Annotated in this window: 19 protein-coding genes; 1 reads left to right on the top strand and 18 read right to left on the bottom strand. The window is 67.7% G+C overall.

The genetic code is table 11. The annotated features are described in order from the left end of the window. The 16 genes from OE647_RS15985 to ruvC all read right to left on the bottom strand — a co-directional run. The coding region (locus OE647_RS15985; RefSeq protein ID WP_263722762.1) for a formate--tetrahydrofolate ligase at nucleotides 1-110 on the bottom strand (110 nt) is incomplete at its 3' end. A 198-nt stretch (nucleotides 111-308) separates the two neighbouring features. Beyond that, a complete protein-coding gene (locus OE647_RS15980) occupies nucleotides 309-1091 on the bottom strand; it encodes a methyltransferase domain-containing protein (protein WP_263722758.1) in 783 nt (260 codons plus the stop codon). 178 nt (nucleotides 1092-1269) lie between these two features. Next, on the bottom strand, nucleotides 1270-3180 hold the full coding sequence (gene ftsH, locus OE647_RS15975) for an ATP-dependent zinc metalloprotease FtsH (RefSeq protein ID WP_263722757.1): 1911 nt from the start codon (nucleotides 3178-3180) through the stop codon (nucleotides 1270-1272). Between the two features lie 72 nt (nucleotides 3181-3252). Further along, the gene (gene tilS / locus OE647_RS15970) at nucleotides 3253-4473 is read right to left on the bottom strand and encodes a tRNA lysidine(34) synthetase TilS (protein WP_263722756.1); all 1221 of its coding nucleotides are present in this window, start codon (nucleotides 4471-4473) and stop codon (nucleotides 3253-3255) included. A gap of 26 nt (nucleotides 4474-4499) precedes the next feature. Continuing rightward, entirely contained in the window at nucleotides 4500-5342 is an 843-nt protein-coding gene (gene ybgF / locus OE647_RS15965) for a tol-pal system protein YbgF (protein WP_263722755.1), read from the bottom strand. A gap of 13 nt (nucleotides 5343-5355) precedes the next feature. After that, entirely contained in the window at nucleotides 5356-5877 is a 522-nt protein-coding gene (gene pal, locus OE647_RS15960) for a peptidoglycan-associated lipoprotein Pal (protein ID WP_263722754.1), read from the bottom strand. A gap of 87 nt (nucleotides 5878-5964) precedes the next feature. After that, entirely contained in the window at nucleotides 5965-7287 is a 1323-nt protein-coding gene (tolB, locus tag OE647_RS15955; RefSeq protein ID WP_412174967.1) for a Tol-Pal system beta propeller repeat protein TolB, read from the bottom strand. A 137-nt stretch (nucleotides 7288-7424) separates the two neighbouring features. Beyond that, entirely contained in the window at nucleotides 7425-8621 is a 1197-nt protein-coding gene (locus OE647_RS15950) for a hypothetical protein (RefSeq protein ID WP_263722752.1), read from the bottom strand. A gap of 5 nt (nucleotides 8622-8626) precedes the next feature. Continuing rightward, entirely contained in the window at nucleotides 8627-9109 is a 483-nt protein-coding gene (locus tag OE647_RS15945) for an ExbD/TolR family protein (RefSeq protein WP_263722751.1), read from the bottom strand. Between the two features lie 3 nt (nucleotides 9110-9112). Then, on the bottom strand, nucleotides 9113-9808 hold the full coding sequence (tolQ, locus tag OE647_RS15940; protein ID WP_263722750.1) for a protein TolQ: 696 nt from the start codon (nucleotides 9806-9808) through the stop codon (nucleotides 9113-9115). A 128-nt stretch (nucleotides 9809-9936) separates the two neighbouring features. Beyond that, nucleotides 9937-10338 (bottom strand): tol-pal system-associated acyl-CoA thioesterase, encoded by a 402-nt coding sequence (gene ybgC / locus OE647_RS15935; RefSeq protein WP_263722749.1) that lies wholly within the window; start codon nucleotides 10336-10338, stop codon nucleotides 9937-9939. A gap of 14 nt (nucleotides 10339-10352) precedes the next feature. After that, nucleotides 10353-11267, bottom strand: coding sequence for an N-acetyl-gamma-glutamyl-phosphate reductase (argC, locus tag OE647_RS15930; RefSeq protein WP_263722748.1), 915 nt, complete (start codon nucleotides 11265-11267; stop codon nucleotides 10353-10355). A gap of 2 nt (nucleotides 11268-11269) precedes the next feature. Continuing rightward, nucleotides 11270-11887 (bottom strand): DUF2927 domain-containing protein, encoded by a 618-nt coding sequence (locus tag OE647_RS15925; protein WP_263722761.1) that lies wholly within the window; start codon nucleotides 11885-11887, stop codon nucleotides 11270-11272. Nucleotides 11888-12001: 114 nt separating this feature from the next. After that, the gene (ruvB, locus tag OE647_RS15920; RefSeq protein ID WP_263722747.1) at nucleotides 12002-13027 is read right to left on the bottom strand and encodes a Holliday junction branch migration DNA helicase RuvB; all 1026 of its coding nucleotides are present in this window, start codon (nucleotides 13025-13027) and stop codon (nucleotides 12002-12004) included. A 3-nt stretch (nucleotides 13028-13030) separates the two neighbouring features. Continuing rightward, complete coding sequence (gene ruvA, locus OE647_RS15915) at nucleotides 13031-13699, bottom strand: Holliday junction branch migration protein RuvA (protein WP_263722746.1); 669 nt, start codon at nucleotides 13697-13699, stop codon at nucleotides 13031-13033. Beyond that, nucleotides 13696-14199 (bottom strand): crossover junction endodeoxyribonuclease RuvC, encoded by a 504-nt coding sequence (gene ruvC / locus OE647_RS15910; protein ID WP_263722745.1) that lies wholly within the window; start codon nucleotides 14197-14199, stop codon nucleotides 13696-13698. The genes ruvA and ruvC overlap by 4 nt, the downstream gene beginning before the upstream one ends. Before the next feature lie 313 nt (nucleotides 14200-14512). On the opposite strand from ruvC, the gene OE647_RS15905 reads away from it, so the two are divergent. Then, on the top strand, nucleotides 14513-14701 hold the full coding sequence (locus OE647_RS15905) for a DUF1127 domain-containing protein (protein WP_263722744.1): 189 nt from the start codon (nucleotides 14513-14515) through the stop codon (nucleotides 14699-14701). A gap of 79 nt (nucleotides 14702-14780) precedes the next feature. On the opposite strand, the gene OE647_RS15900 is transcribed toward OE647_RS15905, so the two are convergent. Together OE647_RS15900 and OE647_RS15895 are read right to left on the bottom strand one after the other, a co-directional pair. After that, a complete protein-coding gene (locus OE647_RS15900; protein ID WP_263722743.1) occupies nucleotides 14781-15128 on the bottom strand; it encodes a hypothetical protein in 348 nt (115 codons plus the stop codon). A 97-nt stretch (nucleotides 15129-15225) separates the two neighbouring features. Beyond that, nucleotides 15226-16095, bottom strand: a complete 870-nt coding sequence (locus tag OE647_RS15895) for a 50S ribosomal protein L11 methyltransferase (protein ID WP_263722742.1) — start codon at nucleotides 16093-16095, stop codon at nucleotides 15226-15228. Between the last annotated feature and the right edge of the window lie 46 nt (nucleotides 16096-16141).

The following is a 16141-nucleotide window of genomic DNA, read 5'->3' as shown; positions in this document are numbered from 1 at the left end:
TGCCCATACGGCAGCAGATGCTCCGTCGGAATCCCAAGCTTGTCGCCAATCTCCTGGATCGGCCTCTTCTTCGCTTCACGCGCAATCTCAATGTCGGTCTTGAACGCCATAATCCTCGTCTCTCCCTGCGGTAAGCGGCCGGTTCCGCCTCTCTTAGCCCACTGAATGCCGTGGTATTCGGAGATTTCCGACACTTAAGTTGTCGGAATCGCCAGTCCTGCCGAACTTCGCGCTCCCTCATTTGTTTGCGTGTACCGGATCGGAAAGCCGGTTTCCGATCCGGAACGCGGATCGACGGCGCGCGGGGCTCAGCGCCGGAGCACGAAAAACACCCTGCGGAAGGGGAACAGGACCGATCCGTCGACCTCGACCGGATAGGCGGAGGCCAGTGCGGCCTCGTAGCGCGCGAGGAAAGCGGCGCATTCGGCGTCGGATAGTTTCTCCGCAAAGGGCCGCACCGCGGTCGATTCCATGAAGCGCCGCACAGGATGCCCTGCCTCCGCCGGGACCAGACGTTGCACGTAGTCGGTCTCCCAGACATCGACCTCGCCGAGCGGAGACAGCAGCCTGAGATATTCGACCGGCGTGGCCACCGGGGCCTTCCAGCCCGCGAAGTCAAATCGGTCCGGGAACATCTCGGCTGCGAATTCCCGAAGGAAACGATGGGATGGCGCACCATACTGGCGCGGCATCTGCACCGCCAGAACACCACCCGGCGCGACAAGTCCCGCCAGGCGGGGCATCAGCGCCTCATGGTCGCCAAGCCACTGCAACGCCGCGTTCGAAAAGACCAGCGCCGGGGCGCGGGCGGGTTTCCAGGCGGCGATGTCGCCGGCCACAAGTTTGCCGTAGGCGCCGGTGCGTTCGGCCTGCGCGAGCATGGCGGGCGAGGCATCGACACCCAGGATCTGCCGACCCGGGAAGCGGTGGCCGAGCGCGTGACCGACCGAACCGGAGCCGCAGCCCAGATCGACGATGTCGCCCGACGGCGGCAGGACACCCACCCGCTGCAGCAAGTCAAGCGCCGGGCGAAGCCTGAGGTCGGCAAAGCGCGCATAGGCTTCGGGGTTCCAGTCGGGCGATCCGGTCATGCTGCGCCTTCCTTCAAACGGGCCCCGCCCCGAGGGCGGCGCTGGCACAGTAGGGGCTTCGCAGGCGCCCTTTCAAGTCATCGCCAGGCCGGGCGCCCGGAAACGGCGCCAGAGCGCCTGCGCGAAGCAAAAAAGGACCCCCGGGCGGGGGTCCTTGAAACGGTGTTCCCGAGGGGCCTCAGGCCGAGGGTTCGGGCTCCATGCCGCCCTTGGGCGACTTCGGCTTGGTCTTGGGAATGGCGGTAACGCTCGGCGCGTTGCCTTCATCGGGCTTGTCGCCCTCATCGTCGCCCGCGACAGGCGGCTCGCCCCGCATGACGCGCTTGATTTCATCGCCCGTCAGGGTCTCGTATTCCAGAAGGCCCTGCGCCAGGCGCTCGAACTCCTCGGCATTCTCCTCGATGATCCGCGACGCGGTGGCATAGCCCTCGTCGATGAAGTTCTTGACCTCTTCCTCGATCAATTCCTTCGTATGGGCGGAAACCGAGAAGCCGCCCGTGTTGCCGCGATAGCCCTCATGCGCCTCGGAATAGTCGATGTTGCCGACCTTGTCGGACATGCCCCAGCGCATGACCATCGCCCGCGCCAGGCCCGAGGCCTGCTGGATGTCGCCCTGCGGACCCGAGGACACGCTGTCGGCACCGTACTTGAAGATCTCGGCCGCCTTGCCCGCCATGGTCATGGCGATCTTCTCGCGCGCCTCGTCCTTGAACATCTGGAGCTTGTCCATCTCCGGCAGGCTGACGACCATGCCCAGCGCGGCGCCGCGCGGGATGATCGTGGCCTTGTAGACCGGATCGGTCTTGGTCAGCTTCAGGCCGACGATGGCGTGACCGGCCTCGTGATAGGCGGTCTTTTCCTTCTGCTCCTGCGTCATGACCATCGACCGGCGCTCGGCCCCCATCATGACCTTGTCCTTGGCGCTCTCGAAATCCTCCATGGTCACGAAGCGGCGCCCGACACGCGCGGCCATAAGCGCCGCCTCGTTCACGAGGTTGGCGAGGTCGGCGCCCGAGAAACCGGGCGTGCCGCGCGCGATGATGCGCAGATCGACGTTCGGCCCCAGCGGCACCTTGCGGGCATGGACGCCCAGGATCTTCTCCCGCCCCTTGATGTCGGGGTTAGGCACGGTGATCTGGCGGTCGAAGCGGCCCGGACGCAGAAGCGCCGGGTCCAGAACGTCGCGGCGGTTGGTGGCAGCGACGATGATCACGCCCTCGTTGGCGTCGAAGCCATCCATTTCCACCAGCAGCTGGTTCAGCGTCTGCTCGCGCTCGTCGTTGCCGCCGCCGATGCCCACGCCGCGGGCCCGGCCCACCGCGTCAATCTCGTCGATGAAGACGATGCAGGGCGCATTCTTCTTGGCCTGTTCGAACATGTCGCGCACACGGCTGGCGCCGACGCCCACGAACATCTCGACGAAGTCCGAGCCCGAGATGGTGAAGAACGGCACCCCGGCCTCGCCCGCGATCGCGCGCGCAAGGAGCGTCTTACCCGTGCCCGGAGGACCGACGAGCAGCGCGCCCTTCGGGATCTTGCCCCCCAGGCGGGAGAACTTCTGCGGGTTACGCAGGAACTCGACGATCTCCTCAAGCTCTTCCTTGGCCTCGTCGATGCCCGCGACATCGTCGAAGGTCACCCGGCCCTGACGTTCGGTGAGCAGCTTGGCCCGGCTCTTGCCGAAGCCCATGGCACCGCCCTTTCCGCCGCCCTGCATCCGGTTCATGAAGAAGATCCAGACACCGATCAACACAAGGAAGGGCATCCAGAACCCGAAAAGCGACAGGAAGCCCGATTGTTCCTGCCGCTTGGCGGTGACGTTCACGTTCTTGTTGATGAGCTGTTCGGTGATCGCTTCGCCAAGCGGCCGGACGGTCGTCAGCTGCTTGCCGTCGACGGTGCGGATCTGCACCGTCTCCCCGTCGAGCGTGACGCTCTCGACCTCGCCCTTGTCGACCCGCTGAATGAACTCCGAATAGGAGATGGGACTGCCAGCCGAGCCTGTGGGATCGCCCTTGAACAAGGTGAACAGCGCCAGGACGAGCAAAAAGAGCACGACCCAGAAAGCCAGGTTTCTCGCGTTACCCAAGGGGGACCTCCAAAAATCCGTCGAACCGCACGAGGGCGGCCTGCACTTAAAATAGAGATATGCCGGGCAGGTTCAATGCGCGAAAATAGAAGAGATGAAGCTCTCTTCGTCAAAGAGCGGCTCTGCGCGCCAATCGCCGCCGCCCAAGGCGAGCGGTGCGGCGACAAGCCGCGCACCCCGCCAGACCGCGGGCGAGGCCAGAAGCGTCGCATGCGGCAGGCCGGAATCGCGCGGGTTGCCAAGTGCGCGAAGCCCTTCGGGGCCGAGGGCGCGGACCTCTGCCCCATCGCCGCCGGGGCCTGAAACCGACCAGCGCCCGTCCCAGACCATGCCAACGGGGGCCGACAGCCCGGCGACCGCCTTGTATTCCCGCGTGACGCGGATGGTTCGTTTCGCCGACGACAGGAACGCGCCGGCAAGGGTCCGCCGCCCGCCCCCCGCCAGCGCGGCTGCGGCCTCAGAGAGCGGCTCGAACCGGGGGCGATAGGGCGCCGAGGTCACGAAACGGATCGCGTGGGCCAGAAGTCTGAGCCGAATCTCCTCCGGTGCCGGATCGAAGCGGTCGCGCGAGATGATCACGTCCCCCGCCGCGATGCGGCAGGCCGCGCGCGCCAGATCGGCCACGCCCTCATCGAGCGCGGCGCGTGCACGGGCCATGTGGGTCGCAGTCTCCGCCAGCCGGGCCACGGTCAGGCCAAGGGGCGCCAGTGTGTCGAGCGCCTTGCGTGCCTTGACACGGTCGTAGCTGTCGTCCGCGTTGCTGGGGTCTTCCGCCCAAGGGACCCCACGCGCGACAAGATCGTCGCGCAGTGCCTGCCGCGTGACCCCCAGAAGCGGACGCACCCATTCGACCCCCAGGAAGCGGCGCCGCGGACTGATGCCCGACAGGCCATCGACGCCGGACCCGCGCGCGAGCCTCAGGAGCACGGTCTCCGCCTGGTCCTCAAGCGTGTGGGCGAGCGCGACCGTCGTAACGCCCTGCCGGCGCGCCCAGTCGGCGATCAGGGACTGGCGCGCGCGCCGCGCCCTGTCGGACAGGTTGCCCCGACCGTCCCAACCCTCCCATCGCAAGATCGCATGATCGACCCCAAGCCGCGCGCAAAGCGTGGCGACCGCCGCGGCCTCGTCGACGGCCTCGGGGCGCAGGCCGTGATCGACCGTCACTGCCGCGATCTCTGGCCCGCCCTCGGCGCGCCAGTCTGCCAGCAGACACAGCAGCGCGGTGGAATCGCCACCCCCCGAAACGGCAACGCCCAGACGGTCGGGCCGCCCGGGCGCAAGGAATTCCCGCAAGATGGCGCCGGGACTTGTCCCGCCTTTCACTGGCACCCGAGGCTTTGCATCGTGCTCGCCGCCTCGCCCGCTTCCGGCGCCGAGGGGAAGCGCCGCGGCACCTCGCCCAGTGTGACGCAGGCCTCCTGAACCTGGCCCAGCATGCCCAGCGCGGCGCCCAGACGCAGCAACGCCGCCGGCGCCTTCGGCCCGTCGGGCGCGCCCGAAAACGCGTCGAGATAGGCGCGTGCCGCACCCGAAGTGTCGCCGAGCCCCGCCAAAGCCTCGCCCCGCGCGAAATGCGCGTCCCCCATCAGCGGACTGCCGGGGTAGGTCTGGGCAAAGGCCGCGAAACGGTCCGCGGCAGCCTGGTATTCACCACCGTCGAGCGCCGCCTGCGCGCGCTCGAAATCGGCCTTTTCGCTGATCGCGAGCTCCGGGGTCCCGCCGTTCGCGGCGGGCTGAGGGGCTGGCGCGGGCGCGGGCAGAACGCCGCCCCCGCCGCCCGCAGCCCCGCCCAGAAGCCCCGTGATCGGCATGTTCGCGACATCGCAGCCAGCCTCAAGCTCGCAGATCCGGAATTCGAGGTCGCCAATGCGGTTGGTGGCATCCGAGACGACGCGGTCGATCCGGTTCTGCAACTCTTCCGTCCGCGCGGTCAGGCGGACGATCTCCGCCTCCATCGCGTTCATGCGGTCCAGCGCGCCGGTTCCGCCGGCCGACTGCATCGCCGACTGCCCGCCGGAGACGAGCTCAGACCTGAGCGACTGGAGCTCCTTCGCAAGGCTCGTCAACTCCGACCGCAGATCGGCCAGCGTTTCGGCACTCTGGGCGGCAGCCGGAAGGGCCGCCGCCGCGAGCAGGGTGGAAAGAACCAGCGCCCGGATCATGCGCAAGCCCGGATCAGACGCCGCCGCCCACGGTGATCACCGTCACCGCGCGCCGGTTCTGCGCATAGCAGGCTTCGTCCGAGCAGATCGCCAGCGGCCGTTCCTTGCCGTAGGAAACCGTGCGCAGGCGCGCGGGCGACACGCCTTGGGCGATCAGGAATTCCTGGACCGCGGCGGCGCGGCGCGCACCCAACGCGATGTTGTATTCGCGGGTGCCCTGTTCGTCGGCATGGCCTTCGACGACGGCATTGTATTGCGGATGCTGGTTCATCCACTGCGCCTGACCGGCCAGCACGTTTTGCGATTCCGGCGTCAGCACCGACTGATCGACCGCGAAGCGGACCGTATCGCCGATCGTCTGGTTGAAATAGGCAGGCGAGTTCGGGTCGTTGGGGTCGCCGAGCGCGGCGCTCATGATGCCGCCGCCGGCCCCACCGGCGCCGTCCGCGCCCCCCGCACCGAAACGGTCGGGATTGTTACAGGCCGACACGCCCAGCGCGCCCGCCAGAAGAAGGATCATCGAGAGTTTGTTCATTGCACTGCCGCCTCTAGTTTATGGCTCGATGGCCGTTACCTTATCATTCCGCCCGGCGCTTGGGAACGCCGCGCGGGGCTTTCCATGTCAGGGCAGAAGCGGCGACCACGCAGGGTCGGACGCCGCCCCCTCGGTCGGGACCGCACGCAGGTTCCGACCCGAGATATCGACAGAATAAAGCTGCGCCGACCCGCCCGCACCCGCGCTTTCGCGGGTGAACATGATCACGCGGCCATTGGGGGCCCAGGTCGGCCCCTCGTCCAGGAAGGAGGCGGTCAGCAGGCGCTCCTCGCTGCCATCGGCGCGCATGACGCCGATGTGGAAGCGACCCGCGTTCTGCTTGGTGAACGCGATCAGGTCGCCGCGCGGGCTCCAGACCGGGGTGCCGTAGCGGCCCTCGCCGAAGCTGATGCGGGTGGGTTCCCCCCCGCCCACGGGCATGACGTAAAGCTGCTGCGTGCCCGAGCGGTCGCTTTCGAAGACGACCCGGCTGCCATCGGGCGAAAACGACGGCGCGGTTTCGATCGAGGGCGCGTTGGTCAGCCGCACCGGCTGGTTCGAGCCCAGCGCCAGCGCGTAGAGGTCGGTGTTGCCGCCCTGCTCGACCGAGTAGATCACGGTGCCGCCATCGGGTGAGAACCGCGGCGCGAAGGTCATGTTGCCCGAGAGGTCCGCCAAGGGTTGCGAGGTGACGGAGGCGATGTCGAGCATCTTGATGCGCGGAAACCCGGTCTCATAGGACGTGAACAGCACCCGGTTTCCGTCGGGCGAAAAGCGCGGGGCCAGCACGATGGCGGAACTGTCCGTCAGGTACTGCACATTGGCGCCGTCGTAATCCATGATCGCCAGCCGCTTCAGCCGCTGGTCCTTCGGCCCGCTTTCCGAGACGAAGACCACCCGGCTGTCGAAATAGCCGCCCTCGCCCGTGATCCGCGAATAGACCTGGTCGGCGACCTTGTGGGCGATCCGCCGCCAGTTGCCCGAGCCGCCGCCGAATTGCAGCCCATCGCCCATGGGCTGACCGGAGAACACGTCGAAAAGGCGGAACTTGACGTTGAGCCGCCCGTCGGAACCCAGCGCGACCGACCCCGTCACCAGCGCCTGCGCGTTGATCGCCTTCCAGTCCGCATAGGACACTGGCGCATCGAAGTTCGAGATGCGGGCGATATGGGCGGATTGCGGGATCTCGCGGAAAAGCCCGGTGCCGGCAAGATCTGCCGCCACGACGCGCGTGATCTGGTCCGCGAACTCTGCCGCAGAAGGGTTTTCGGCCAGGAACCCGGGGGCGGCGAAGGGCAGAGGCTCGATCACGCCCTCTTCGATGACGATGCGCAGGGGGCCGTTCTGCGCCAGTGTCGGCATCGCGGAAAGACCAAGCGCGGCCAGGGCCAGGCAGAGTGTGCGGAGCATCGGGGTCATTCTTCCTCCGGCAGAGGGGTGGTTGAGGGGGCGCGATGTCCTTCCGGTCATCGCAATCGGGGCCGCATCGCGCAAGCCCGCTTTGGGCTGATGGGCGGGCGACCGCCGGAAAATCGCGGGCAGAAGGGTCATCTCAGCCTCATCTTCTCGGGGTTGAAGACGATCTCGATGTCCTTCCACTGCTCGTATTTGTCGCGCGGCAGCGGATAGCCGTCGCCCGCGCAGCGCAGGATCGCGCGGCGTCCGGCCTCGAAGGCCTGCATCGCGGCGGCCTCGGTGCCACCCTCGTAGCCGACCATCCGGATGGAGCCGCCATCGGGCTTGCCCTCGGGCGACATCGAGACCGAGACCGTCACGATCGTGCGCAACGCGTCGGTCGAAAGCGCGCCGACGTTCCAGCATTGCTTGACCGCGACGACCAGCGCATCCTTCTCCCCGCCCGTCATCGGCGGGCCGGAGGGCGCGGTGCCTGTCCCCGGTGCCGGTTCTTCCGACGCGGCCCCCGCCAGCGCTTCGGCCAGCGCATCGGCGACGGCGTCGGATTGGGTCGGCTCGTCCGCCTCGGCGGCCGGGGCGGCGGGTTTCGCGGCGGCCGGGGCTTCGGGCTTGGCCTCGGGCTTCTTCGGCTTTTCGGGCCGCGCCTTCGGGCGGGCCGAGGTCAAGGGCGCGGCGGAGGCCACCTGTTCCGGGTCCTTGTTTTCCTCGGTCTCCAGAACCTCGCCCGCCTCTTCCGGGGCGGCGGCTTCCTGGGTTTCCTCGGGCGGGGTTTCCTCGGCGGGCGCCTCGACCGCCTCTTGCGCGACCTCGGGCGCGGGGGCGGCGTCGGGCTCCGGCGCCTCGGTCGGGACCGGGGCGACGCGGGGCGCGGGGCGCGGGGTGGGCTTCTTCGCGATCTCGGTCACGATCGTGGCCGAGGGTTCCTCGACGGGCGGCATGATCGGGGTGGGCGGCGTGTCGGTCACCTCTGCCACGGGGGGCGTCAGTTCGGTCACGTCGGGCGACACGTCGGGCTCCGCCTCGGCGGCGGGCGGCTCGGGCGTCTGGGTTTCGGGCTGCGCCTCCGCCACCGGGGCGGGCGCGGGCTCCTCGGCCGCGGGGGGCGCGGGCAAGGAAGGCTGGGCCGGCGTTTCCTCCGGCGCCTTGGGCGCCGCGGCGATCATCGCGTCGTATTCGGCAGATGAGATCAGCGACACTTCCGTCGCGACCGAGGTTGGCGGCATGTCATGCGAAAAGAAGATCCCGCCCAGGAGCAGCCACAGGATCACGCCAAGGTGAAACCCTGCCGAGACCATGAAGCCAATGCGTTCGGCTCTTGCGCGGGGCATCTGCCCTAGTTCCCACCTTGGCCGCCGAAGCGGGGGCCGCCTGCGTCCGTCACCAGCACGATGTTGGCGAAGCCGGCCGAATTCAGCGCGCCCATGACCTGCACCACCCGCTCATACGGGATCGTGCCGTCCGCGCGCAGGAACAGCTTGTCGCTGCTGCGCTCGGCCGAAATCGCCTTGAGCTTGCCGATCAACTCGCCCTCGGCGATCGGCTCGTTCTGGATCGAGATCGCCCCATCGGCCTGCACGGAAATGGTCAGCGGCTCTTCCTGCTCTGTCGGCACCGCCTGCGCGGCGGTCTTGGGCAGGTCAAGCGGCACGCCCACCACCTGAAGCGGCGAGGCGACCATGAAGATCACCAGAAGCACCAGCATCACGTCAACGAAGGGCGTGACGTTGATCTCGCTCATCATCTGCTGCCGGCCGCGGCGGCCGCGGCGGCGGTGCCGTCCGCCCCCGCCGCCACCTTTCATGACACCCGCCCCCATCGCTCAGGCGTCCAGCTGGCGCGAAAGGATGGTGGAGAACTCGTCGGCGAAGGCCTCATAGCCCGCGACGATGCGGTCGCCGTCAGTCGAAAGCTTGTTGTAGAAGATAACCGCCGGGATCGCGGCAAGAAGGCCGAGCGCGGTGGCCAGCAGCGCCTCGGCGATGCTGGGGGCCACGACCGAGAACGAGGTGCTTTGCGAGATCGCGATCTGCTCGAAGGCGACCTTGATGCCCCAGACCGTGCCGAAAAGCCCGATGAAGGGCGCGGTCGATCCCACCGTCGCCAGGACTGGAAGCCCGCGCATGACATCCTCGGTCGCCTTCTGGATCGCGACATCCATAGAGCGGTCGATGCGCGCCTGCGCGCCCGCGATCAGTTCCCCGTCCTGACGGTGCGAGCGGCGCCATTCGACCATGCCGCTTGCAAAGATCCGTTCCGACGCGCCGTCGGGCTGCGACCCGATCCGCTCGAAGAGCTCGTCCAGCGGCTCGCCCGACCAGAAGGCCCGGTCGAACACCGAGGCCTCGTGCCGGGCGGTCCGGTAGGCGATGAACTTCTGCACGATGATCGCCCAGGACCAGACCGAGGCCACGGTCAGAAGGATCATCACAAGCTGCACGGTTACGGAGGCGCGCATGAAGAGCGCAAGCAAGGAGAAGTCGATCTCCTGCGCCATCGCAAGGGTTTCGGTTTCCATCAGGATCTGCTCGCCGGTTAGGCCGCGTTTCAGGCGGCTCTGATTTGACGCGATTGTATCGTGCTTTCTTGGCCGATGCCAACAGATTGCCGTGATGGCATGTTACAGGACCGGCCCGCCAAGCGGCTTCAATGAAGCGAAGGCTCCATCTTTCGGCGAAGTTCCGCCGGAAGGCGCGCGGGCTGGCCGGTGTCGGTCAGGCAGACCAGCGTCACGACGGAGGCAAAGAGCCGCTCCGCCCCGCGCATCACGTCCTGTTCCAGCACGATGCGCGCGCCGCTGGTCGCCTGCGGGCGGGTCACGACGGTCAGTTCGTCGTCGAATTTCGCCGACCGCAGGTAATCCGCCTCGACCCGGCGCACGGCGAAGACGATGCCTGCCTCGGCCTTCAGCTGCCCTTGGTCGATGCCGAGCGCACGCACCCATTCGCTGCGCGCGCGCTCGATGAACTTCAGGTAGTTGGCGTAATAGACGATGCCGGCAAGGTCGGTGTCCTCGTAATAGACGCGCAGGCCGAATTCGTGGGTCATCGCCGATCGCGAGGTCAGAGACCGCGCCCCTCCTCGATGCCCAGCATGATGTTCAGGTTCTGCACCGCCGCGCCGGAGGCGCCCTTGCCCAGGTTGTCGAGGACCGCGACCAATGTGGCCGCGCCGGTTTCCGGGTTGCCGTGGACCGACAGCTCCAGCCGGTTGGTGCCGTTCAGCCGCTGCGGCATGACGCGGGGCTGGTCCGCCGCGGCGGGAACGACCGCCACGAAGGCCTCGCCCGCATAGGCCTCGGCCAGCGCTGCCTCGGCCGCCGCGATCCCGTCGCGGCCCAGTTCAAGCTCGGCCGCCACGGCCATGCCCTGGGCATAGTGCCCGACGGAGGGAACGAACACCGGCACGCGATCCAGAAGCCCGTGCGTCCGGATCTCCGGCAGGTGCTTGTGGGCCTGTCCGGTGCCGTAAAGGAACGATCCCGCGACCTTGCCGCTTTCGAATTCCTCGATCATCGCCTTGCCGCCGCCGGTATAGCCCGACACGCCCGAGATCGCCGGCGGATGGGCCGGGTCGATGATCCCGGCCGCCACCAGCGGCCGGATCAAGGCGATGGCGCAGGTCGACCAGCAGCCGGGGTTGGACACCCGCTGCGCGCCCGCGATCGCCGCGCGCTGGCCCTTGGCCATCTCGGGGAAGCCGAAGACCCAGTCCGGATCCACCCTATGCGCGGTCGAGGCGTCGATGACACGCGCGCCCATCGCCTTGAGGTCCGGCGCGACCTCATGCACCGCCGGGTCGGGCAGGCAGAGGATCGAGACATCGGCCTCGGCAAAGGCGTCGAGCCGGGCGGCACGGTCCTTGCGCACCGCTTCCGGCAGGGAGATCAGGCGAATGTCATCGCGGCCCTGAAGACGCTCGCGGATCTGAAGACCCGTGGTGCCGACCTCGCCATCGATGAATACTGCCTTCGTCATCTTCAAACTCCCATTCGCGCGGCAAGCCGCAAGGCGTGGGAGGCGTCGCGCGCCGCCGCCGGAAGGACCGGATCATAGGCCGCGCGGATCACCCCCGCAACGTCGGGGCGCAATATCACATTATGCCCCGCCTGCGCGAGGGGGGAACGATCCCGAAACGCACGATCCGACCACAGCAGGATGATCTGCGCCGCAAGGCCTAGCGCCAGGACCTCCGCCGAAAGCTCGGCCAGCTCCGCGTCCATCCGCACGAAGGCCACGCAGGCTCGGATCGCGCCCGTCTGCTCGAACCGGAAATAGCGGTACTGGTTCGCGCCCTCGGTCTCAAGCTGCGCGACCAGCGGCCCGAGGCCGGACACCAGCCGGTCGAGATCCGGCACCTCCAGCAGCTCCGGCCACTCCCTGAAAAAGAAGATCATGAGGTTCGCGCCCTGTTCGGGGTCGGTTTCCGCCATGCTGTGCCCGGCGAGCGCCACGACCGCCTCGATCGCGCCCTTGACGGTCTTGAGCGTCGCGTCATCGACACCGAAGACCACGGGCGCGATGGGGCGCGACCAGCGGGCAAAGACGTAGCCGTCCGCGCTGCGGGTAAACAGGGCCTCGATCGCGTCTGGGGTCATGGCGGGGGTCATGGCGGGGGTCACAGCAGGCGTCATGGCGGCTCCTTTCGCTTGGCGCCTGCTTGCGACAAAGCGGGAACCGATGCAACCCGGCGGGCCGCCGGGCGCCGCCCGTCACTTTCCGAACAGGTCGCCCTGCCCCGGCACCTTCGGCTGCGGCAGGCCCAGATGCGCCCAGGCCTTCTGCGCCAACATCCGCCCGCGCGGGGTGCGCTGGATCAGCCCCTGTTGCAGCAGATAGGGTTCGATCACTTCTTCGATCGCATCGCGGCTTTCCGAGAGCGCGGCAGAGATCGTCTCCACCCCCACCGGCCCGCCGGCGTAGTTCTCCGCGATCAGGGTCAGATACCGCCGGTCCGCGCCGTCAAGGCCCAGGTGATCCACCCCGAGCCGCGTCAGTGCGCTGTCCGCGATCTCGCGCGAGAGCGTGCCGTCGCCTTCGACGAGGGCGAAATCGACCACCCGGCGCAAAAGCCGCCCGGCGATGCGCGGTGTGCCGCGCGCGCGCTTCGCGATCTCTCGCGTGCCCTCGGGATCGGAGGGCACCCCCATCAACCGCGCGCCGCGGGTGACGATCAGGTCCAGTTCGTCAATCGTGTAGAACTGAAGCCGGGTCGGGATGCCGAAACGGTCGCGCAGCGGCGTCGTGAGCAAACCGAGCCGCGTGGTCGCGCCGACAAGCGTGAAGGGCTGCAACTCGATCCGGACCGTGCGCGCCGCCGGCCCCTCGCCGATCACGAGGTCCAGTTCGAAATCCTCCATCGCGGGATAGAGGACCTCTTCCACGGCCGGGTTCAGGCGGTGGATCTCATCAATGAAAAGGACGTCGCGCGCTTCAAGGTTCGTAAGAATCGCCGCAAGGTCCCCCGCGCGCGCCAGGACCGGGCCGGAGGTCATACGGAAGTTGACACCCAGTTCCTTCGACATGATCTGCGCCAGCGTCGTCTTGCCAAGTCCGGGGGGGCCGTGAAACAGCGTGTGATCCATCGCCTCGCCCCGCAGGCGCGCGCTTTCGATGAAGACCCGCAGGTTGGCGCGCGCCTCCTCCTGGCCCACGAACTCCGACAGAGCCTGCGGCCGCATCGGGCGGTCGGCATCCTCGGGCTGGGGCGCGGCTCGGAGCGTGGGGTTGGGGTCCATCGCTTACCCCTTCGGCGCCAGAAGCTTCAACGCCGCGCGGATCAGGGCGGGAGTTGCGGCACCCTCGTTTTCGCCGGACGCCTGCGCGACGGCCGCCGCCGCCTCGCCTTGCCCATAGCCGAGGTTCACCAGCGCCGAGAGCGCGTCGGCCGTCGCGGCCGCCGCCGGGGCGGGCTGCGGCGCGGGTCGTGCCTTGCGGGGAGCGGGCGCCTCGACCACCTCATCGGAGGGCGCGACATCGACGCTGAGCGCGCCGCCAAGCGCCATCACGGTGGGCGCCTTGTCCTTCAGTTCCATCACCACGCGCTGCGCCAGCTTCGGCCCCACGCCCGGCGCGGCCTTGACGGAGGACGCATCGCCAAGCGCGATCGCCCGCGCCAGCCCCTCGGCCCCCAGCGTGCCCAGGATCGCCATCGAGGCCTTGGCGCCAACGCCCTGAACGGTTGTCAGCAACCGGTGCCATTCCTTTTCCAGGAGCGTCGGAAAGCCGAAAAGCTGCAGCAGGTCCTCGCGCACCAGAAGATCGGTATAGAGCGCCACCGCCTCGCCCACCGGCGGCAGGGCCGCCGCCGTGCGCTGGGAGACGTGGACGACATAGCCCACGCCCCGCACGTCGATCAGGACATGGTCCATCGCGCGGTGCAGGATGACCCCCGCGATCCGGCCGATCATGCGACCCCCTTCAGCGCGGCGGCCATGCGGCCTGCGCTTTGCAAATGGTGGGCGTGACAGATGGCGACAGCCAGCGCATCCGCCGCGTCGGGCCCGGCAAGCTCGACGCCCGGCAACTGGAAGCGCACCATGTGTTCGACCTGCCCCTTGCCCGCGTGACCCACGCCGACCACGGCCTTTTTCACGGCGTTGGGCGCGTACTCCCCGACTGCAAGCCCCGCCTGCGCCGGCACCAGCAGTGCGATCCCCCGGGCCTGGCCCAGCTTCAGCGTCGCCACCGCGTCCTTGTTCACGAAGGTCTGCTCCACCGCTGCCGCATCGGGGATGTAGCGCAGGATGACCTCGGTCAGCGCCGCGTGCAGGGATTTCAACCGCCCAGCGAGATCAGCGCCCTCGGAATGGATGATCCCGTTCGCAATATGGCTGAGTCGCGAGCCCTTGGCCTCGATCACCCCCCATCCGAGGTTTCGAAGCCCCGGATCGATCCCGAGAACGCGCATCTTTCATCCTGCTCGTGTTGCTTTTCGGACACGACTAGCACGAAACGCGAACATCGCAAAGGGAGAATGGCGGGGCCCGCCCCGAGGGCAAGCGGCCTGCCGCAGCACGTTTTCGCCTTGGCGCGAGACGAAAACGACAATTTCGCACTTGCAGAAACCCTTTTATTGCAAGAATGTAACCGGAGTTTGACCCATGCAAATGCTGCATGGCAGCACTGCATGGCTGCGCCTTGTGGTTCGTTTTCGCCGGATCTAAATCCGTCTCAGCAGCAGGGACACAGTCCTGCAACACAGCTTTCTGAGGAACACGAAAATGGCGTCCTACACCAACACCCGCACCGCTACCGGCCTGCACATCGGCTTCTTCTCCAGCCTCGTTTCCATCGTTGCCGCGTGGAACGATGCCCGCGTGACGCGCAATGCGCTGTCGCGTCTGACCGATCGCGAACTGGAAGACATCGGCCTGTGCCGTGGCGATATCGAAGAGATCTCGCACCGCTGAGACCCGCGCGACGGGACAGAGAAAAAGGCCGTGTCCGGGATGCCGGACACGGCCTTTTCTGCTCGAAGGGTGCGGCGGATCAGGGAATTGCGCCGCGGATGACTTCGGAGACCCAGACGGTTGCCTCGCCCGCCTCAAGGACGTAGGCGCCCGCCTGATCGATCGTACTACCTTGCTTCAACATGGCGATGCGGTCGTCGTAGAAGTCGCGCCCGATCGTCGCCAGAACGGCGGCCTTGATCAGCAGGACGGTCAGGCAGACCAGAAGAACCGGCATGATCCAGGTCGCGCGCCGCCGCTTCCTGCGCAAGGAATTGTAGTGGAACATGCCGAGGGTGCCCTGGGCTTCGAAACCACCACCGGCGGCATGAACCCGCTGGATCCGGTCGAGACGACCGTAGAAGTCCTTCATGTTGGGATCGACCACTGCCAATCTCCTGCACTTTCCGGCGCACCCCCGCCAAAGGTGATGCTGCGTTGAAAATGCGGCGAAAATTGGGCGCGTGTAACCCCGACTGAGGGATTCACCCCTTCCGAAGAACCAATGTCGTCCACTCGCCGTGTTCGTTTCGCGCTTCCGCAAACAATCCTGTCAATTTGTAGGCCTCGACCACCGCATCCGCCTGCGTATTGAGGATGCCGGACAGAATCGCCCTTCCGCCGGGGGCCAGTGCGGCGGCCATGTCCGGCGCAAGCTCGATCAGCGGGCCCTTGAGGATATTGGCGAAGATCAGGTCGTAGGGGGCGCCCGCGCGAAGGTCCGGGTGGCCGAAGCCTGCGGCTTCGACGCAGCGGACGCGGCCGGTCAGCCCGTTGGCCGCGACATTGGCCTCTGCCACCTCGACCGCCACCGGGTCGATGTCCGAGGCGATGACCGGTTCGGGCCAGATCGCCGCGGCCGCCATGGCGAGTACCGCCGTCCCGCAGCCGATATCGGCGACATTTCGGGCGCGGACGCCCTCGCGTTCCAGCCGGTCAAGCGCGAGCAGGCAGCCCTTGGTCGTGGCGTGGTGGCCGGTACCAAAGGCCATCGCGGCCTCGATGAGCAAGGGCACTGAGCCGTCGGGAACCTTGTCCGCGTCGTGGCTGCCATAGACGAAGAAGCGCCCCGCCTCGACCGGCTGCAATTCGCGCTTCACATGGGCCACCCAGTCGGTTTCGGGAACCTCGGACACCGCGAAGGGCCGCGCCCCGTGGGCCATGGCAATCAGCGCGAGCGCGATATCGTTCGGCGCATCCTCGAAATAGGCGCCAACCTCGTACTGGCCTGAGCCGTCCTCAATCTCGAACACGCCGACTCCCGCCGGTTCCGGGTCCAGATTCTCGAGCGCCTCGGCCAGGGCTTCGGCCGGTTCGCGGGCATCCAGTGTGGTGAGGGCGGAATAGACGGGCATTGGGGCCTCCGGCGCCGGTTGCATCCTTCGGCCTTAGGCCGCGCCC

Source organism: Albidovulum sediminicola (genome assembly GCF_025751575.1).
Taxonomy (GTDB): Bacteria; Pseudomonadota; Alphaproteobacteria; order Rhodobacterales; family Rhodobacteraceae; genus Albidovulum; species Albidovulum sediminicola.
The sequence above is the reverse complement of the archived record's forward strand: the minus strand, read 5'-3'. Positions and strand labels throughout refer to the sequence as shown.